A 19,469-nucleotide genomic window follows, 5' to 3' on the forward strand; every position below is an offset into this window, starting at 1 on the left:
TTGTTATCCGAAACGTCCAGTTATATAATCTTCTGTTCTTGAATCATTCGGTGTTGAAAAGATAACGTCTGTTTTATCGTACTCAATTACTTCTCCATTTAAGAAGAATGCTGTTTTATCGGAGATTCTGGCAGCCTGCTGCATATTGTGTGTTACGATGACAATCGTGTAGTCTTTTTTCATTTGGGTGATAAGCTCTTCTACCTTCAATGTTGAGATTGGGTCAAGGGCAGAAGTCGGTTCGTCCATTAATATAACATCTGGCTTCATTGCAATAGCACGAGCGATACAAACACGCTGTTGCTGACCACCAGAAAGACCAAGGGCAGAGGTTTTTAGGCGGTCCTTCACCTCATCCCAGATGGCAGCGCCACGAAGACTTTCTTCTACAATTTCGTTTAAAGCCTTCTTGTTTTTAATGCCCTGCATACGTGGACCGTAAGCAACATTGTCATATATACTCATTGGGAACAGGTTAGGCTTTTGAAAAACCATTCCCACTTTCGTACGAAGCTTTATAACATCCTGACTTGCATATATATCCTCTTCATCAATTACAATTTTTCCAGTGATTTTAACTCCATCGATTAAATCATTCATACGGTTTAACGTACGTAGAAAGGTTGATTTCCCACAACCAGAAGGGCCAATCAATGCTGTTACTTCTTTTTCCTGAATACCTAGGGAAACACCGTACAATGCTTGCTTCTCCCCGTAAAATAAATTGAGATCATACACATTGATTTTCGAATGCTCAGTAGTAGTCGTTGACCCAAAGCTCTCAGAGGTAGATTTAAAAAGTAATTTCTTCATGTTGGTCTCCTTCGTTTAATGATTTGCCTTATTGAATTTCTTGGATATATACGTAGCAGATAAGTTAAGTATTAAGATGATCACGATTAACACAATACCAATGGCCGCCGCCAGTTCAATATTTCCTGTCTCCTGAGTAACTAAATAAGAATGCACCGTTAGTGTACGAGCAGAAGAAAAAATACTTTCTGGCATGGCAGCCACTGTACCAGCTGTTAAGAAAATAGCTGCCGATTCGCCCACTATCCGCCCAATGGATAGTATAATTCCCGAAAGAATTCCCGGCATTGCACTCGGTAAAATAATTTTATAAAGAGTCTGCAGCTTGGTTGTCCCAAGTGCCAAAGATCCCTCTCTATAAGTATTAGGCACTGTCTTTAACGCTTCTTCAGTTGTTCGAATAATAACCGGTAATACGATAATGGTTAAGGTTAAAGATGCCGCGATGATAGACATACCCAGCTTCAAGGTTGCAACAAAAAACACCGCTCCGAACAGTCCATATATAATAGAAGGAATCCCTGTTAAGCTCTCAGTCGCATAACGAATTATTTTCACTAGTCGACCTTGTTTCGCATACTCATGTAAGTACACTGCAGCCAAAATCCCGATTGGTGTAGCGATAGCCAACGATATTAAAATTGAATAAACAGTGGTGACGATCATAGGCCAAATGCCTCCTCCACCAGTTGGCGAGTAATCACCGAAGATAAACTCTAAATTGATCAATCGAAAGCCTTTGTAGAATATGTAGCCGACAATTACAACTAGAATGGCAACAGATATAAAGGCCGAAAACCATAAGAGACCTCGGAGAATATTGTCCTTTACCTTGTTCATATTAGTTGCCTCCCCTTGCTGTAATTCTAGCTAGTACGAAATTTAAGATGAGAATAAAGGAGAATAACACTATCCCAGTTGCGAATAGCATTTCCTGATGAGTACCAAACGCATATCCCATCTCCAATGCAATATTCGTAGTTAGCGGACGAACACTGTCTGTAAGACTTGTAGGGATGATCAGACTGTTTCCAGCAACCAATATAACTGCCATTGTCTCCCCAATAGCTCGTCCTAAACCAAGGACGATTGCCGCCATAATTCCGGACTTGGCAGCAGGAACGATTACTTTAAAAATGGTCCCAATATGTGAAACCCCTAGAGCTAAAGAGCCTTCTGTATAAGATTTGGGAACAGCTCTTATCGATGTTTCTGCCACAGTAACAATAGTAGGAAGCATCATAATAGCAAGCACTAGAATAACAGCTAGTAAGCTTTGCCCTCTCGCAAGACCAAAATTGTCCTGTAATAAAGGAACGATAATCGCGAGACCGAATACTCCGTATAAAACAGATGGAATACCAGCAAGAAGCTGAATAGCCGGAGAAATGAGCTTGGCTAATCTCTTAGGTGCAATTTCCGCAAGAAAGATGGCTGTAAATAAACCAATCGGAACTCCAATAATTAGTGCACCAAGTGTAGCGAATAGAGATGCTACGATCATTGGAAAAATACCGAATTTATCCTCGCTCGGAACCCAGTCTGTGCCGAATATAAAATCTATAAAGCTGTAGCCCTCTGCTATAAACGGATAAGAGCCCTTATAAAACACAAAGCCTACAATTAACGCTAAACTCACTACAGATAATAATGCACAAGCAAGGAAAACCTTTGCAGATAAACCTTCTAAAAAATACTTACGTTTATTTGCTTTTTCTATTTCAGTTTGCTTTTCGAATGGTGGTGTAGTCACGCAAGTTTCCTCCCATTTTGTAAATTCAACATATGTTGTTTATTGCAGAATAGGGATAGCACCAGCTTCGGAAACTATTTCCTGTCCATTAGAGCTTAAAATATAATCGATAAATTTCTGTCCGCCTTGCGTTAAATCACCATCTTTGTATACGAACAAAAATGGTCTTGAAAGACTGTATTTGTTGTCTAACACGTTTTGAGCAGTCGGCTCTACTCCGTTTATCTTCATCGGGTAAATCGTTTCATCAATATACTCGAAGGATATAAATCCAACTGCGTGCTTGTTTGTTGCCACAGTAGTCTTTATATTTCCATTCCCACTTGCGACAATCGCATTTCGAATCAATTCACCGGAGGAATAGCCGACAATTTCCTGAAAGGCATCACGGGAGCCTGAACCATCCTCACGCGATACTACCACAATTTCTAAATCCTCTCCGCCAAGCTGCTTCCAGTTCGTCACTTCACCAGTGAAGATTTGCTTCACCTGCTCCATCGTTAAATCCTGAACCTTATTCGATGGATGTGTAACAATTACAATCCCATCATAGGCAATGATGATTTCCTCTAATTGTGCAGCTTCCTCTTCCTTTAAATCACGAGAGCTCATTCCTATTTCAGAAACACCGTTTGTTGCATTCGTAATACCCGCAGATGATCCGATCTGATTTACCTCTATATTGACCGATTCTGTTTCTTCATATTTCACCGCTAACTTCTCTGCCAAAGGTCCAACCGAAGTAGATCCAGATATAGAGATAGTTTGCTTATCGCCACTTGAGTGTTCTGTATCATCACTTCCACAGCCAGTAAGAATCGCCAAGGGAATAACAAGAGAAACGATCGTTTTCTTAAATAACATGGGAAACCTCCAAGAGTTATAGACTTCTATCTACTTTCCATCATAATGTTAATTTTTTAACCCTTTATTAACTGAATGTAAAGGTATTGTAAACTTTCTAAAAATGAATTAAATATATTGTGAATTTATTGAAAATTAAAGTAAACTCATTTACATTAATTTCTACTCTAGACAAGTGAATTATAAATTATAAAGCACACCGATATAGTTTCTCTTAGTTTGCCCTTCAACAAGTGTTCATATGTATAGCTGCTGAATAACGTTTGAAACTATATTTCAGCTTCTCTCTTGATACCGATTGGATATGGATTATTTCCACCAAATGATTGTCCTCCGTTAACAAATGGGTCAGGCTGGCAATTGATTTGAAGGGCTATTATAAGTCGATGGTGGAGCGGTTTCATTGTTTTGTTTTTTAGGTTCTAAAAATTGAGCACTGTCTGCAACCACATCTGTCGTGAATATTTTTTTATCTCCACTTGTATAACTGACTGTTCGCATACTTCCTTCTACTCCAGCTAAATGTCCTTTCTTAAGAAATTTAGCAGCATTTTCTGCTTGACTTCTCCAAACAATCACACGAATGAAATCTGAATCTTGCTCTCCCCTTGTTGATTAGAAAATTTACGTTTAACTGTAAGTGTAAATTGTGCTTTAGCAATTCCGCTTGGGGTTTGAGTAAGTTCCACATCCTTAGTAAGTCGGCCAACTAATACGGTTCTATTAATCATAATTAAATCTCCCTTCGTTCATACGATCTGTTTAGTTAATTGGTGCAATTAATCTACATCTTCGAGGTCAAAAAACCAATTCAGTCCTCGTTTGATCTTAGATACTTTATTAACTGGTATATTTAAACTCCAATTTTTCTCTCCGGCCATTCTCCAAAGGATACGGTCATCATTACTAGTAAGCAGGTGCTTTACCAAATTCCTCTGACATTTGTTCCTTCGCTTAACATAATACCTGTCGAGCATAAAAAAAGTACCCATTATACAATCTGAAATTCAGACTGAATAATGGGTACTCGTCACTTTCAAAACTAATTGCTTTTACTTTGTGTAATTGTCTTCAACACATCAGGTGTTTTTTCATTTTTATAGGCTTGTTTATATTCCTTTACTAAATCTACTTTGTTTAACTTCTCGTCTATTAGAATATCACCTACCACAGGAACTAAGGTATTCCAGTTTTCTGAATCTAGATGTCGAGTAGCAAATAAGTAGGTTTGTCCAGGCACAAGTAATTTGTCACCCTCGATCAACATTAATGCTTTTTCTCCATCTTCATCCTCAAAATAACCACCTTGCTGATTTACTTTTACTTCTCCATAAAGATTGCCCTTTACGTTCTCAATAACTTCAACAGCAAACTGAGTCTCAGGTGGCCCATCAAGTGATTTTGTTCCATCTTCTTTAATTACTGTACCAATAAACACATTATCAACCGCACCAACTAATTTATTTTTATCCGAAAAATCATCAATCCCATGGGCATGTGCTTCAAATACACGAATTTCTTGTGTTGTTTCTTGTACCTGGGCATCTTCAGCATCAAAGTGTTTAATCCCATAAAATCCTGTAGTCATAACTGTAACAAGACCTAGAGTTAGTAATGTTTTTTTCATTTTAGAATTCCTCCCTTTCTTTTAATAACCCCACAAAGTATGATAGTCTTCTTTATCATGAGAACCTAAAGTTGTTTTAGAGGTAACACTTTTGTGCATGATCTCTGTTGAATAACTGTGGTCTAGTCCTAGAGCGTGGCCAAGTTCATGTGTAAAAGTATTTTGTCTCTGAGCATTAGAATAATTATCAAGATAATAATTATTTACCTGTATTAAATCTGCACCAGTATAAGTACTATATAGACCTGCCCAAGTTACATCCGATCTGTTTGCATCTTTAAAAGATACATCTTCAACGGTAGTGGCTGTATCACCTAAAATATTAATTGGGCTTAGGGTATTCCAAGTGGAAATAGCTGCATTTCTTTGGGTGGTCCATTTTGTTGTTCCATGATAAGTTCCCCATCGTATTTCGCCTCCATCAACTGAACTGTAGCCTAAAAAGTGTGCTGAAGCACTGGCTGGTAAAATCATAAGCATTAGAGCACCGACAATTAAAAATCTTTGAGTTAACTTTTTCATTTTTCTCCCACCTTCGATTTTTTTTTGACAAAAAAATTAGTTTTTTGCTCCTTTCTAAATATTTTGTTACATGAAAGAAATTAGACACTTTAGAACAAAAACCTTTGTTTTATTTTGTAAAATTTTGTCGAATAGTAAAAAACAGGAAGTAAATACCAATAAAATGATTGAAAATTAGGAATTTTTAATTATTATAAAATGTATACATAATAAGTTCCTCTTAAAAATGTACAAGCAATAAACTTCTTACTTATTTCTTCATAGAAATAGTTTAAAAATAATAAGAATAAAAATAAATTTTAGAAATTAAAGCCAAATGGAGTTCTAGACCGTCTAATAGTTGATAGAAAATAAGGAGGTGTTTTAAATTTTAAATTTAGTGAATAAAGCTCAAAAAGGTAATGACAACGCATTTTTGACATTATTTCAAAAGTATGAAAATGACATTTACAGAGTAGCTTTTGTATATGTGAAAAATCAAAATGATGCCCTTGATGTTGTTCAAGAAACAGCATATCAGTCCTTTAAATCAATAAAAAATCTAAAAGAACCTAAATATTTTAAAACTTGGTTGATAAGAATTGCGATAAACTGTGCACTTGATTTACTTAGAAAACAGAAAAATATTCTTCCTCTAAATTCAGAATTTGAAAACTTTATAGCAGGAGATTTTAACGAAGATATATTTGAAGAAATAACGTTAAATGAGTTAATCGAATGTTTAAATGAAGACGAAAAAAGTGTAATTATTTTAAGGTTCTATGATGATTTAACTATAAAAGAAGTATCTAAAACTTTGGAAATTCCTTTAGGTACAACAAAGACTATTTTGTATAGAGCCTTAAATAAACTTCGAAAAAATTTGGAAGGAGATCATATATATGAGCAATAAAATTAAACAAGAAATGAGTAAAATAGAAATACCAAAAGAAATTAGTGAAAGAAGTAAATTAGGAATTTCAAAAGTGAAATCAGAAAGAGGTAAACCTAAATTTAAGCGCTCTTTTATAATTGCACCAGCGATAGTAGCTTCATTAGCAATAGGTATTTTTACTTCAAGTTACTTTACAAATGACTCAGTAACGGAAAATCCTATAATAAAAACAATGGAATACAGCAGTAGCTTTGATTTGTCGGACACTCCTCGCCTTATTGGTTGGGCAGACAATGTATTCATTGGAAAAGTTATAAAACAATCTGGTACTAAATCATTGGGTGGTATCCCCGAAACTCAATTTGAAGTAGAAGTTACAGATAACATTAAAGGTGATCTTGAAGAAACCATAATAGTGAATCAACAAGGTGGATACACAAAAGAAGAATTAATATTAGTAGAAAATGATCCACTACTTAAAGAGGGACAATTATATTTATTTGTTACAAAGTATCTGCAAGAAGAAAATTGGTATACCTTAGTACCCGTGTATGGGGACATTTTAATTAATAATAATGATGAAAAAAATAATCTAATCCAAGAATATAAAATAGAGTATGAAAATGAAATACCGTTTGGGAATTAGCGAATAAAAGAGATTGGCTGCTGCAAGGTAGCCAATCTCTTTTTGGGTTTCCAAATTTTCTAATCAGAAATCAACATATTTAATACATGGACCGCCAGTATTGAAATAAAGGTGTTTTACTGGATAAATGATTTTAAAATTAAAAAGACTATAGACAATTTCAATTTTTTTGTTTTTGTCTGCAGTCTGCCCATATAATTGCATATGATAAAGGTCTAAACCCTTTCGTTAATAATTTTCAAATTGCCATTCCTTCTTAAATCACTTACTTTCTTCAAACTTGTTACATGCGCTCTACCCAGAACTCTCGATATGCTATCCTTTTTAGTAACATCACATATCGAACATATGTAACCGAGCCATTCTTCTGTAAACGGTTTACTACGGTTTTCGTGGAAACTTGAATTATATTTCATTCGATAGTTTGATAACGTGTATTCAAACTCATTTAACATATAAGATTTAGTCAAATGAATCACCCTTTCTAATAAACTTGATGGATATAATGAAGTAGTATTCACCTTCCTTTCGCTTTTAACACTGCTTGCGTTGCTTTCGCTAATAGGTCTGATTGTCCTTGAATATTCAATAATTTGTTGTACTGGATCTAAGCGTTGTTTAAGTCCCTTTTGTCTTGTCCATTCGGATATGAATTTATCAAAATTTAATGAACTTCCCTACGTTTTTTCCCAGCAGTTTAGGGTATAACTAACTCCGATGAACTATATTTACGGAGGTGCTGAAATAAGTGGAAGAACAAACAATATCAATTGTAAAGCAGTCGCTAAATGCATTATTGGAGAACGAGACCTTTTTGCCTGATTTACAAGGAGAGATGCGGACAAAGGCATTTACTTCATTGAATGCAATTCTATCTACACCGAATCAGATACATAAGTCTTTCCTGCGTGTTCCGCTGGAAAGCGGAGAAATTGTTCGGATTCCCTCTTATCGTGTGCATCATAATGATGCCCTTGGTCCGTATAAGGGTGGTATTCGTTTTCATGAGTCGGTTAATGAGTTAGAGGTTATTAATTTGGCATTTCTAATGACGCTAAAAAATGCACTTCATAATGTACCCTTCGGTGGAGGAAAAGGTGGAATCGTCATCAATCCTAAAAACTTTACCGACAAGGAGTTACATCGTATTTGCATAAAATATGTTCGCTATTTTAACGATGTCCTCGGTCCTGACCGTGATATTCCAGCACCAGACGTTGGTTCCGGTGAACGAGAGATGGATTGGATGATGGCAGAGTACAAAAAGATTAACCAAGGACAACCCTACTTGGGCAGTTTTACAGGAAAAAGTATTGCAAATGGTGGATCTTTAGGCCGTAGAGAGGCTACTGGCAAGGGAGTTTACTTCACCTTCCGCTACATGTTAAGTAATTATGTAAAGGAACATGCGCAAAAATTAGAAAGCTCTGAAAACCCTTTTGCCAAAACGGCACTGGAATATTCCAACCGCCCTTTAACAATTGCGGTGCAAGGATTCGGTAATGTTGGTTCAGTTACAGCACTTGAGGCTTCTCGCTGTACACATCTTCAAAACAAGGTCGTTGCAGTAAGTGATCGTAATGTCACTCTATATAATTCAGATGGGCTGGATATTCAGGCTCTTGCACAATTTTCATCCGAGAACAAAGGCGACCTTCCGACTTCAGAGGAGCAGCTAAAAGAGACAGGAGTCACCGCGTCTATATTAAGCAGAGAAGAAATTCTTACAATGGGCGTAGATGTTTTATTCCTTGCAGCACTAGAAAATCAATTGAATGACTCCAATAAAGCTGATATTAAGGCTCGAATTATCGTAGAAGGAGCGAATGCCCCAACTACTAAGGAAGCAGACGACTACTTGAGCAAAAAAGGTGTCATCATTATTCCAGACATTTTAGCAAATGCCGGCGGGGTAATTGTTTCTTATTTAGAATGGCTTCAGGGACGCGAAACACAGTTTTACTCAGAGGAAGAAGTGTACAACCAGCTTCTAGCGAAAATGAAAAATACAATGGATACATTACTGCCATTATATTTTGGAGATCCTTTACCACTTCGCCAAAATTGCTATATCCATGCGGTTATTCGCTTATCTACTGTGCTGTATAGACAAGGGAAGCTTTATTAAAAATGGCTATGCTAAAGGTAGATGTAAGACACAAAAAATGAGCTGGGATATTTTCTCCAAGCTCATTTTAATTTGATTTCCTTTTTATTAAAGCACGCGTTAGTTGAATAAGAAATAGAAGACACCAAAGCATTTCTACTTTCTTTATGTAAGCACCAATAGTGAAAAAGGCTTAATTATTTTTTCTTAAAAGTACACAAAGTTTCTATCGTATCTGATAATATCTCCATTTGTCTTTCTTTATCATTTAACTCTTCTTTTACCTCTATAATACAGTTCAATAAAACTTCATCTGATATTTCACCTTTAATTGATTCTATCAATTGATATGCTTGTGCTTGTACTTCAAAGTTTCCATTTATCAAATGGTAAATTAGTGTTTCTAAATGTGCTGAACAATCGAATGGTTCTAGTGCGTATATAGTTTTTGGGTCATTAATAACATCTATTAACGGTTGTACCACTTCTTCGTTCCCAATATCACTTAACGTTAAAGCAATAGAGTTTCGTTTCTTAATAAAGGATTTTCAGTTCTTTGTAAATATTCAATAAGTAAAGGAATTGCTTGAATGTCCTTACTTCTGCTAATTTCTTCTAAAATGATTTCTGCTTCATCAAACTTTTCATTTTCTATTGCAAATCTTAATGAATTATTGTCCATAATACTTATCCAAACTCCTTGTCATTTACCATAATAAAATTTTATATAATGATCATATTTTGCTAAAGCACGCGTTAGTTCAATAAGAAGTTACAATTTAATTGTTTTTCCGCTTCTTTTACAATGGTTGTAATTAGAGATTCTCTTGTAATTCCCTCTACATTATCACCATATCGATAGTCGTCTATCATTTCACTGATCTCATACCATACATTTAATTCTTCGCTAACAAATTCTTCACGAACTACTTGGTAAATTTCATATGCATAGTTAATTGCAATAGATTCATTATCTATTATTTGTTTTAGCAAATACCAGAAGTAATACTTAGAACACTCATCCTGTGTGGGTTCTTCCATACTTAATTCTCTTACTGCCCTATGAAAATAATCTTCTACCTCAAAAATATTTAGAGTTTCTCTTAGGGAAGAAAGTATATTTAGTGATGTAGATGTATCACTATTTTCTGACATTTGGGTAGACCAATTAACATAATCGACAGGTTCTACTTTCTTTTCGAATATTTTATAATACAACATTTTAGTTTCCATCACTTCCTCCTTTTATTTTCCTCTTTCCTTGTTCAACTAACCTGCTCCGTAGTTTAAGTGTAACATTTCACAATGCATATTTAGGATCAACCTAATATTTTGGACATAAAAATGGACCATCGAAAAGATGGTCATATTTTGCAAAACACCCGTTAGTTCAATAAGAAATAGAAGTATATTTATTTATATCTATATTGTATTAGTTGGTTTTCCGTTCCTAAGTATTCTTCATTGCCAATCCTGCTTATCTCTATAAATCCTATTTTCTCAAGCATTTTTCTGGAGCGAATATTCTCTTCGTGGGTTTCTGCATTAAAAATTGTAATTCCTAAGTTTATAGAAGCGTAATCCATCATACATAGAATAGAATTAGTCCCAATTCCTTTTCCCCATAATGTACTCTCACCAATTGCAATACCTAATTCAGCTGCATTATCTTTAATACAGGCTAAATCTGCATACCCAACTAACCTTTCTTTCAATTCTATTCCCATTCGAACAAAGTCTTCAGATTCATTACTTATACAATGAAGCCACTATCTATACAATTCTTCTTCACTTCTATTTTTCTCCCAGCCATTCGCTGAACAAAAATGTCATCCTTACTCCAATTTAAAACAACTTCATAGTCATCTATTCTTAAATTTCTAATTTTTATGGAGCGTATATTGTTGTCTTTAGTATTCATTCTACTATCCCCAATAGATTTCTTTGTTCAACTAAACTGCGTCTTTAGTTGAACAAGAAATGAGAGCTGTACTACCAGCTCTTCATTTTACTAAGCACCCGTTAGTGGAAGAAGGAAATTCCCTTTAACTTTACCTGTTTTACTCTATCAATCTAAAAAGGTCAGAATAAAAAAGTTTTATCGTTGCTTCATTTTCTTTATCGTTATATAATCCAAAGCCATATTCAGTTCCTTCAATTAACCCAACTGAATACAACAATCCTTCTTGAAAATCCTTTGGACGATAGTCAATAGCTTCCGAGATGAAGGGGGTCAATGAATCGGTTCCAATGAATATTATTGGTTTCTGTAATTCAGCATAAATTTTTGAATAATTATCGTTAGAGGCTTCTGCTAATTGTTCTTTCATGATAAAGACAGCATCATAGTTTTTATAATTGTCGTTAGATAAATCTTCAAAAGTAATCGGAACAAAATTTACCGTCTTATTTTCTATTATAGTAGGTGAATTTCCAATGATACCAATGTTCAAAACACGCCCAGTGTAAGGATTAGTCGGAGTGGTAGAACTGCACCCAGTCGTAAAAGTAAGTAACATCAATATAAAAATGAATAATGATTTTTTCATTACATCTCCCTCTTAACAATCTCCATTTTTTAATTATTACTTATTCTTTATTTTATATTCGAATTCCTTCTTCAACTAAACTCCGTCATTGTTTCGATAAGAAAAAAGGCTCTACTCCATCTTGAAGTAAAGCACCCGTTAGCTTAATTAATGCCTGCTGCTGCTGTCATTGCAATGCTCCACATAATAAGAGTAAACGATATTGTAAGCCAAACTGTATTGACCGTAGTTTTTTCTTCGTGTTTTACCTTTTTCAATATAGAAACCAAATTCAAACAAAATATAATGCACTAGATAGGCATTAAAAGCCATCCTATGTATATAAAGGCATAAATCATATGCTCACTCCTTTGTAGTTGTTTATCATTGTTCTGCTAAAGCAACCGTTAGTTGAACAAGCTGGGGCTGAAAAAATTTTCTGCTATCGTATTCATTTTGTCTGGCTTTTCTACAACAGTCCAATGACCGCAATTTTCAATTTCAATTAATTTTGCATGTGGTACGTACTTTATTAATAACTCTTTAATTTTTGCAGGTGTAATAATATCATGACTTCCCTGTGCGACTAGAATTGGTATTTCAGATAATTTATAGATTTCGCTTTTTAAGTCATAGTTCTTTTCAATATCTTCTCCTATTAATTGATTGACATAACTATTCATACTGGACTTCTCTTTCCTTTTTAATGTATCGACTGAAAATACGTAGTATGGGTCTAAAATATTTAAAATATCTTCATAGGATCCAGAACCTTTTTTCATTTTTCTATCTGCCTTAAAAAGATTTATTTTATCCTTCAAGGAGATTTTTTTCAAAAGTTCTTTTTCAAAGCTTTTATATCCTTTTGCCGAAACTCCTATAGCAGCTGTTAGAAGTATTTTATTAACTCTTTCCGGGTAGGTAGTTGCATAAAGCAAGGCAAGCATAGAACCCCAAGACTCTCCGAAAAGGTTCATTTTTTCCAACTTCAATTCTTTGCGCAATAATTCTAATGTCTTTACTTCATCCATCATGGAGTATGTATTACTTTTAGCGTGTTCTGATTTACCGCAACCCCTTTGATCATATAAAACAAGTTTGAACTTTTGGGCTAATGGTAAAACGTGAGGAAGAAAAAAACGATGCTCACTTCCAGGACCACCATGAAGGAAGACGATAACTTCTCCGTCACCAATAATATTGACATGCAGTTTTTGTCCTTTGATATTAACAAAATCTATTGGTCCCTTTAATTCATTAGCCATGTTTTACCTCCTACTATTCTTGATTCTATATTGTTCTTTAGATCTTTCCTTCTTCAACTAAACCTGCCCCGTTAGTTTAAGTGTAACATTTCACAATGCATATTCTGAGATCAACTTAATATATTGCACATAAAAATAGACCATCGAAATGATGGCCATATATTACCAAAGCACCCGTTAGTTGAACAAAGAGGTCTATACTATCCCTCATTGGTATAACTTACCCCCCCGTTCGACTGGTCCATCTATACTGATTACAAATAAACTACCATCTTTCTTATTGAGATAAATATCTTGATTATGTTGTACACCATCGCCTAATTTTGTTTGAGAACCTGTCACTTCAACCATTGACATACCAATCTCATGAATTTCTTGTCGTTGTACTATCCTCGCATTCACTAAACACATTTTTTCCTCCATAAAAAAATAGCCCAGCTTAAAACTGGACTACATTGTATAATATCTATCCTTCTATTTCTTTTAATCTATTGAATTATTACTTATTAAGTAATGCTAACTTAGCCTTAGAAGGTGTTTTGTACTCCAAAGGACCGTACATATGGACAAACAATCCGCCGCCTAAGCCGTATTCTCCTCCGAAAATATCTTTACGGAATGAATAGACACGGTACTCACCACCCGCTGGTAACACTTTTCCTCTAGAGCCATCTGTCTTAAATGTTCCCATATCTCCGTAAAGTGTTACTTTACCAATCTGCCCTGCTTTAAGTTCCGTTTTACCCCACATTACTTTTGTGGATGAAGCTTCTGAAGTGATGCTGAACGTAAACATCGCTACTAAAGTAAATGCAATCGCTATTAACATATTTTTTTTCATTTTCTTACCTCTTTCCCCAATTAATAAATTAATTATAATATAAAATAACTCTCTTTTATTGACTATTTCGATTCATTTCATATATACCTTCTTATTAAACTAAACCTGCACCGTTAGTTTAAGTGTAACATTTCACAAACTAAATCGATTCACGAAAAAACAACCCTAGCCTTAAACATAGCCTTAAAAATCTAAAAAGCCGAGCGAATAAATCCTCCTCGGCTTTTAATGAATTATATACATAAAAACGAACTATAGATGGTTGATTTCCGTGGGATGATAATATGTTGCCTCCACGCGTTGCTTGTAGTGTCTTGCTCATCTCGCTAAGTATCATGTTTCGCTACTATCACATGTTGTGTAGTAATTATAAAGCAAGTTAGGTTCTACAAGTAACACTCGCTCTAAGGTTGCAAGGTTTATTTTTCTTTAGGTTTACGCACCACTATGTAATTTAGTAAATAGTTCTAATCCGATTAATCTTTGTAGATCGTATACTAATAGAGATTTTGCATTGTGTACATAAATTTAAACATGATTATTTGCTAATTGCTTTCTGATAGTTTAGATACTGTTTCGGCTAACAGAAAACACCTTTCAGTCAGTGAGTCTATTTCAAGGTATTCACCTTCATTGTGCAGTTTTCCGCCAATCGGTCCTACACCATCTATAGTTGCTACGCCAAGGTGAGAGGGAAATGATGCATCTGATCCTCCACCCGTATGAGAATCCGTTACTATCAAGCCAAAGGAATTCCCGACTTCCTTAACTATCTCTAGTAATTTCTGGTTCTTTTCATCAGGTTCCATTGGTGGGCGAGTAATTCCGCCTTCTAAGTCAATTGTTGTCCCTGGTACATCTGGTACTGAACAAATACTTTCGATTTTCTTTGCGATTTCTAAACTTTGCTCATCACTCTCAACGCGTACATCCACATATCCAGTGGCGCTATCTGGTATCATATTTACCGCGTCTCCACCTTCAACTATGCCTACACTTACTGATATTCCTTGTTCGTGGTCAGTTAAATGATTAAGTTTTATCGTTTTATACGCAAGTTCCTCAATAGCGCTTCTGCCTTCTTCTGGAGCTACTCCTGAATGTGCAGATCTTCCGTGTACATGCAACGTATACCTGCCTCCCCCTCTTCTCGAGGACACAATCGATCCATCTTTACGGGCAGGTTCCATAACCAATGCATATTTAACATTTTTTGAAATTTCCTCAATGAGCTCCCTTGAAGTAGGTGAACCTATTTCCTCATCACTATTTAATATAATGATGACGTTTTTCATTGCCGCATCTTTTTTCTCGTACAAATATTTCATAGCATACAATAATGTAACCTGACTTGCTTTCATATCAGCCACTCCTGGACCAAAGGCAAGGCCATTTTTAATAGTAAACGGCCTTTCTGCTGCTGTTCCAATCGGAAATACAGTATCCATATGAGCAATAAGCAGAATTTCAGGCTTCATAGCTTCTTTATGCTTAATTAGGATATTATTCCCAAAGTCTTTGTTTTCTTTAACTTCTATAGTAAAATCCATTTGTTTATATTCTTCTATAAGTATTTTTCCAATCTTATCGACTCCAACTTTATTTGTTGAACCACTATCGATGTTCACTAATTTTTCAATGAGGTTAAGCATTGGTTCAAGTTTTTTTTTAAGATAGTCCATGAGTATCTACCATCACTTTCTCTTCATTGATAATTCCTTTTCCATCCTTAAGAGGAAAATGACATGCTACAAATTGACCTGGTGATATCTCCTCAAATACAGGTTCGTTTTTACTGCATATTTGCTGAGCATAAGGGCATCTCGTATGGAAATTGCACCCAGGTGGTGGATTGGCTGGACTCGGGATATCGCCTTCCAGAAGTTGTCTTCCCTCAATGTTTCGTTGAAGAGGATCCGGAACTGGCACAGCGGACAATAGACCTTCTGTATAAGGATGCATCGGATGTAGAAACAACTTTTCTTTTGTCGTCAGCTCCACTATTTTACCGAGATACATCACAGCAATTCTGTCACTGATATGCTTTACAGCTGGTAATCCATGTCCGATAAAAATGAAAGTTAGATTTAGTTCCTTTTGTAATTTAGATAGTAAGTTTAATATTTGGGATTGAATTGATACATCAAGCGCAGAAACTGGTTCATCACATACGATCAACTTTGGATTTAAGGAAATAGCACGGGCAATTCCGATTCTTTGCCTCTGTCCCCCGCTAAATTCATGTGGATATCGATTGACATAAGAACGGTTTAAACCAACTAGATCCATCAGTTCCATTACTCGTTCAGAGAGTTCTTTTTTATTGAAAGATTTATGAGTTCTCAACGGTTCGGCTATCAAATCAAAAACTCGCATACGTGGATTTAAAGAAGAGAAAGGATCCTGAAAAACCATTTGGATATCTGCTCGTTTCTTTCTTAAAGCCTCTCCTTTTAGCTTAGTCAAATCTTCTCCTTCAAAAAGAATTTCTCCTTCCGTTGCATCAAGTAAATGACCAATCAAGTTTCCTGTAGTTGACTTTCCACATCCTGATTCACCTACTATACCAAGCGTTTCTCCTTCGTCCACATAAAAGTCCAAGCCATCGACTGCATAAAGAAACTGTTTTTTTCTTTTTAAGAAACCTTCAGATATATCAAATGCTTTTTTCAATCCTCTAACTTCCAGCAAATGATTTTGTTTCATACAAATCAACCACCTTTTCTTCATGAAGCCAGCATCTGACCTTGTGATCTGTCAAAATTTCTTCAAGTTTTGGTTGAGCTTCTGCACACTTTTGCATAGCATATGGACAGCGATCCATAAAACGACAACCTTTTGGATAATTTAACGGATTTGGAACAGTTCCAGGTATTGAGGTTAATTCATCTTTTAATTCATGAATCTTAGGCGTACTGTCCATCAGCCCTTTCGTATACGGGTGTTTAGGTTCTCTAAATAATGTAAATACATCCGTTTCCTCCACTACTTGACCTGCATACATAACAACTACACGGTCTGCCATTTCAGCCACTACACCTAGGTCATGGGTGATTAACAAAATAGAAGTATCAAACTCCGTAATTAACCCCTTCATTAATTTAAGAATTTGAGCCTGGATTGTTACATCCAGAGCAGTAGTTGGCTCATCTGCAATCAATAATTCAGGATTACAGGAGAGTGCCATTGCAATCATTACACGTTGTCTCATACCTCCACTTAATGAATGTGGAAATGAATCAATTACTTTTTCCGCTCTTGGTATTCCTACTTTTTTCAGCATTTCAATACTGAGCTTTCGTGCTTCTTTCTTACCCTTCTTTTGGTGTAACATAATGGATTCTGCCATTTGATTTCCTATGGTGAAAACTGGATTCAAAGAAGTAAGAGGCTCTTGGAAAATCATCGCAATCTCATTACCACGAAGGTTACGCATCTCTTTCATCGAGATAGGAACAATGTCTCTTCCTTTAAACAAAATCTGGCCACCCTGAATTTTTCCAGGAGAGTCAATTAAACGCATAATGGATAGGGACGTCACACTTTTCCCTGATCCCGATTCACCTACTATAGCTAATGTCTCTCCTTTTTTTATCCTAATTGAAACGTCATCGACTGAGGGAACAATCCCATTTTCAGTATGGAAATAAGTTTTGAGATTTTTTACATTCAGTACTTCTTCCGCCATTAGGGATTCCTCCTTAAGATTATTTTTTGATAGAGCGAGGATCTAGAACATCTCTTAACCAATCACCCAAGAATATTATTCCTAGTACTGTTACTGTAATGGCTAGACCCGGAAAAGTTGCAAGCCACCAACTTGTCGCTAAATAATCTCTTCCATCACTTAAAATAGATCCCCACGAAACAGTCGGTGGTTGAACACCAAGCCCCAAAAAGCTAAGTGATGCTTCAAGAATGATCGTTGTTGCCACACTTAACGTAGAAATTACGATAAAAGAGGAAATAACATTCGGTAGTAAATGACGAATAATTATCTTATTGTTTTTTACTCCAATTGAACGGGCAGCTCTTACAAAATCACGTTCCTTTATAGTTAGCACTTCGCCACGTACAAGCCGTGCATAGTTTACCCAATTCGTAGCACCCAGAACGAAAATAAGAGTAATAACACTTGGTCCAAAAACACTAAGTATTACTAGCGCAAAAAGAATAGTTGGTATTGCTAGGAAGGAATCTACAAGGCGCATTAACACATTGTCGATAAAACCACCATAATACCCTGCTATCAAACCAATAGTAACACCGATAATTCCCGCAACAACGACAGAGGTAATACCTACTAATAAGGAAATTTGAGAACCATAGATAATCCGACTAAGAATATCCCTACCAAGGTTATCCGTTCCCAATAGATTTGCAGTACTACCACCTTCCATCCAGAAAGGAGGCTTTAGCATATTAGCCGCATTAATAGCAGCGGGATCATGTGGTGCTAGTAGTGGTGCAAAAATGGCCACTAAGAAAACAAAGAAAACGATAAAGAATCCTACTGTGCCTGTCTTACTTCTAAGTAATAATCTACTCCACCTTTTAAAAGAAGAGGGTTTGTTTTGTGTCATGCTTATTGTCTGTGATTGGGTCAACTTAACTTCCCCCTAGCTATATTTAATCCGTGGATCTAATAGTCGGTAAAGAATATCTGCTACTAGATTCATAAGAATTACGAGTGTTGCAATGACAAATACACTGGCTTGAACAATTGCCATATCACGCGTATTTACAGCCTGTATTAATAATTGACCTAAACCCGGCCATGAAAAGACAGTTTCAGTAATCAATGTCCCCCCAACCAAAGTGGAGGTTTGTAATGCAGTAATGGTTATGACAGGAATAAGTGAATTTCGGAAAGCATGCTTATAAACTACGATTCTATCCTTTAAACCTTTACTCTTCGCTGTCCGTACGTAATCCTGATTCAAGGTTTCAATCATGCTAGACCGGATGAGTCGTGTCATTTCCGCAGCTATCCCAGTAGCAAGAGTTATGGAAGGAAGAACCAAATGTAACAGCGTCCCTCTTCCTGAAACCGGGAAGAAACTTAAAGTGACAGAAAACAATAAAATCAACATGATACCCAACCAAAAGTTCGGCATTGCTTTTCCTATGACAGCCGCACCCGTCGCCACTAAGTCTAGACTAGAGTTTTGTTTTGTAGCAGACCAAATACCAAGTGGAATCGATACAACAATTGCGATTATAAGCGCTGCGATACCTAGTTCAAGTGTTGCGGGGAGACGCTCAAGGACGATTTCCATAGCGTCCTGACCATAACGGTAGGATTCTCCAAAGTCACCTTGTACAAGGTTCATAAGGTATGTAGTGTATTGAACGATAAAGGATTCGTTTAAACCTAAGGATTCTCTTAATAGCTCCACATCTTCCTGGGATGCGTCATCAGGGAGCATTAATGCAACTGGGTCTCCCGCGATAAAGACTAGTGAAAAGACAATAAATGAAATGATTAATAAAACAGGTATTATTTGTAGTATTCGCCTTACAAAGTAATTGTTCATCAATTGTCACCTCACACATATTTTGAAATGATTTATTGTAACCTACTATTTTTTTACACAACCAAATAGTAAAGGAAGGAAGAGCAAGCTCT

General features: G+C 35.9%; 23 protein-coding genes and 1 pseudogene. 3 read left to right on the forward strand and 21 right to left on the reverse strand.

Going from position 1 to position 19,469, the window contains the following annotated elements; all coding sequences use genetic code 11:
* Nucleotides 1–3: 3 nt before the first annotated feature.
* The 7 genes and pseudogenes from pstB to D0S48_RS08015 all read right to left on the reverse strand — a co-directional run bounded on the left by pstB (nucleotide 4) and on the right by D0S48_RS08015 (nucleotide 5,579).
* Nucleotides 4–813: a phosphate ABC transporter ATP-binding protein PstB gene (gene pstB, locus D0S48_RS07985; RefSeq protein WP_151111126.1), complete on the reverse strand. Its 810-nt coding sequence runs from the start codon at nucleotides 811–813 to the stop codon at nucleotides 4–6.
* 15 nt (nucleotides 814–828) lie between these two features.
* Complete coding sequence (pstA, locus tag D0S48_RS07990) at nucleotides 829–1,653, reverse strand: phosphate ABC transporter permease PstA (protein WP_144537293.1); 825 nt, start codon at nucleotides 1,651–1,653, stop codon at nucleotides 829–831.
* A 1-nt stretch (nucleotide 1,654) separates the two neighbouring features.
* Nucleotides 1,655–2,566 carry a phosphate ABC transporter permease subunit PstC gene (pstC, locus tag D0S48_RS07995; protein ID WP_144537291.1) on the reverse strand — a complete coding sequence of 304 codons (912 nt, stop codon included), beginning with the start codon at nucleotides 2,564–2,566 and terminating at the stop codon, nucleotides 1,655–1,657.
* Between the two features lie 39 nt (nucleotides 2,567–2,605).
* Nucleotides 2,606–3,430 (reverse strand): phosphate ABC transporter substrate-binding protein, encoded by an 825-nt coding sequence (locus D0S48_RS08000; RefSeq protein WP_151111128.1) that lies wholly within the window; start codon nucleotides 3,428–3,430, stop codon nucleotides 2,606–2,608.
* A gap of 348 nt (nucleotides 3,431–3,778) precedes the next feature.
* Nucleotides 3,779–4,161: pseudogene (locus D0S48_RS08005) on the reverse strand (single-stranded DNA-binding protein).
* A 311-nt stretch (nucleotides 4,162–4,472) separates the two neighbouring features.
* Nucleotides 4,473–5,057: a hypothetical protein gene (locus D0S48_RS08010; protein ID WP_151111130.1), complete on the reverse strand. Its 585-nt coding sequence runs from the start codon at nucleotides 5,055–5,057 to the stop codon at nucleotides 4,473–4,475.
* A 21-nt stretch (nucleotides 5,058–5,078) separates the two neighbouring features.
* The gene (locus D0S48_RS08015; protein WP_151111132.1) at nucleotides 5,079–5,579 is read right to left on the reverse strand and encodes a matrixin family metalloprotease; all 501 of its coding nucleotides are present in this window, start codon (nucleotides 5,577–5,579) and stop codon (nucleotides 5,079–5,081) included.
* A gap of 367 nt (nucleotides 5,580–5,946) precedes the next feature.
* On the opposite strand from D0S48_RS08015, the gene D0S48_RS08020 reads away from it, so the two are divergent.
* The 3 genes from D0S48_RS08020 to D0S48_RS08030 all read left to right on the forward strand — a co-directional run bounded on the left by D0S48_RS08020 (nucleotide 5,947) and on the right by D0S48_RS08030 (nucleotide 9,227).
* Nucleotides 5,947–6,471, forward strand: coding sequence for a sigma-70 family RNA polymerase sigma factor (locus tag D0S48_RS08020; RefSeq protein ID WP_144537287.1), 525 nt, complete (start codon nucleotides 5,947–5,949; stop codon nucleotides 6,469–6,471).
* Nucleotides 6,461–7,099 carry a hypothetical protein gene (locus tag D0S48_RS08025; RefSeq protein ID WP_151111134.1) on the forward strand — a complete coding sequence of 213 codons (639 nt, stop codon included), beginning with the start codon at nucleotides 6,461–6,463 and terminating at the stop codon, nucleotides 7,097–7,099. Before D0S48_RS08020 ends, D0S48_RS08025 begins: the two co-directional genes overlap by 11 nt.
* Before the next feature lie 748 nt (nucleotides 7,100–7,847).
* A complete protein-coding gene (locus tag D0S48_RS08030) occupies nucleotides 7,848–9,227 on the forward strand; it encodes a Glu/Leu/Phe/Val family dehydrogenase (RefSeq protein WP_151111137.1) in 1,380 nt (459 codons plus the stop codon).
* A 176-nt stretch (nucleotides 9,228–9,403) separates the two neighbouring features.
* Here D0S48_RS08030 and D0S48_RS20895 read toward each other — a convergent pair whose 3' ends face one another.
* From D0S48_RS20895 to D0S48_RS08090, 14 genes are all read right to left on the reverse strand, one after another.
* Entirely contained in the window at nucleotides 9,404–9,691 is a 288-nt protein-coding gene (locus D0S48_RS20895; RefSeq protein ID WP_225321716.1) for a hypothetical protein, read from the reverse strand.
* Nucleotides 9,692–9,717: 26 nt separating this feature from the next.
* Nucleotides 9,718–9,888, reverse strand: coding sequence for a hypothetical protein (locus tag D0S48_RS20900; RefSeq protein ID WP_225321717.1), 171 nt, complete (start codon nucleotides 9,886–9,888; stop codon nucleotides 9,718–9,720).
* Nucleotides 9,889–9,962: 74 nt separating this feature from the next.
* Nucleotides 9,963–10,439, reverse strand: coding sequence for a hypothetical protein (locus D0S48_RS08040; RefSeq protein WP_151111139.1), 477 nt, complete (start codon nucleotides 10,437–10,439; stop codon nucleotides 9,963–9,965).
* Between the two features lie 179 nt (nucleotides 10,440–10,618).
* Nucleotides 10,619–10,933 (reverse strand): GNAT family N-acetyltransferase, encoded by a 315-nt coding sequence (locus D0S48_RS20905; protein WP_225215882.1) that lies wholly within the window; start codon nucleotides 10,931–10,933, stop codon nucleotides 10,619–10,621.
* A 26-nt stretch (nucleotides 10,934–10,959) separates the two neighbouring features.
* Complete coding sequence (locus D0S48_RS20910) at nucleotides 10,960–11,127, reverse strand: hypothetical protein (RefSeq protein WP_225215883.1); 168 nt, start codon at nucleotides 11,125–11,127, stop codon at nucleotides 10,960–10,962.
* A gap of 139 nt (nucleotides 11,128–11,266) precedes the next feature.
* Nucleotides 11,267–11,755, reverse strand: coding sequence for a hypothetical protein (locus D0S48_RS08050; RefSeq protein WP_151111141.1), 489 nt, complete (start codon nucleotides 11,753–11,755; stop codon nucleotides 11,267–11,269).
* Between the two features lie 386 nt (nucleotides 11,756–12,141).
* Nucleotides 12,142–12,999, reverse strand: coding sequence for an alpha/beta fold hydrolase (locus tag D0S48_RS08055; protein WP_151111143.1), 858 nt, complete (start codon nucleotides 12,997–12,999; stop codon nucleotides 12,142–12,144).
* Nucleotides 13,000–13,206: 207 nt separating this feature from the next.
* A complete protein-coding gene (locus tag D0S48_RS08060; protein ID WP_144537279.1) occupies nucleotides 13,207–13,422 on the reverse strand; it encodes a hypothetical protein in 216 nt (71 codons plus the stop codon).
* Between the two features lie 76 nt (nucleotides 13,423–13,498).
* Nucleotides 13,499–13,840, reverse strand: a complete 342-nt coding sequence (locus tag D0S48_RS08065) for a hypothetical protein (protein WP_144537278.1) — start codon at nucleotides 13,838–13,840, stop codon at nucleotides 13,499–13,501.
* A gap of 545 nt (nucleotides 13,841–14,385) precedes the next feature.
* Nucleotides 14,386–15,522 (reverse strand): M20 family metallopeptidase, encoded by a 1,137-nt coding sequence (locus D0S48_RS08070; protein ID WP_151111145.1) that lies wholly within the window; start codon nucleotides 15,520–15,522, stop codon nucleotides 14,386–14,388.
* Nucleotides 15,509–16,546: an ABC transporter ATP-binding protein gene (locus tag D0S48_RS08075; RefSeq protein WP_151111147.1), complete on the reverse strand. Its 1,038-nt coding sequence runs from the start codon at nucleotides 16,544–16,546 to the stop codon at nucleotides 15,509–15,511. Before D0S48_RS08075 ends, D0S48_RS08070 begins: the two co-directional genes overlap by 14 nt.
* A complete protein-coding gene (locus D0S48_RS08080; protein WP_144537272.1) occupies nucleotides 16,518–17,528 on the reverse strand; it encodes an ABC transporter ATP-binding protein in 1,011 nt (336 codons plus the stop codon). Before D0S48_RS08080 ends, D0S48_RS08075 begins: the two co-directional genes overlap by 29 nt.
* 19 nt (nucleotides 17,529–17,547) lie before the next feature.
* Nucleotides 17,548–18,423 carry an ABC transporter permease gene (locus tag D0S48_RS08085; RefSeq protein ID WP_144538221.1) on the reverse strand — a complete coding sequence of 292 codons (876 nt, stop codon included), beginning with the start codon at nucleotides 18,421–18,423 and terminating at the stop codon, nucleotides 17,548–17,550.
* A gap of 36 nt (nucleotides 18,424–18,459) precedes the next feature.
* Nucleotides 18,460–19,377 carry an ABC transporter permease gene (locus tag D0S48_RS08090; RefSeq protein ID WP_144537270.1) on the reverse strand — a complete coding sequence of 306 codons (918 nt, stop codon included), beginning with the start codon at nucleotides 19,375–19,377 and terminating at the stop codon, nucleotides 18,460–18,462.
* Nucleotides 19,378–19,469: the final 92 nt, after the last annotated feature.

Source organism: Psychrobacillus sp. AK 1817 (assembly GCF_008807035.1).
GTDB lineage: Bacteria > Bacillota > Bacilli > Bacillales_A > Planococcaceae > Psychrobacillus > Psychrobacillus faecigallinarum.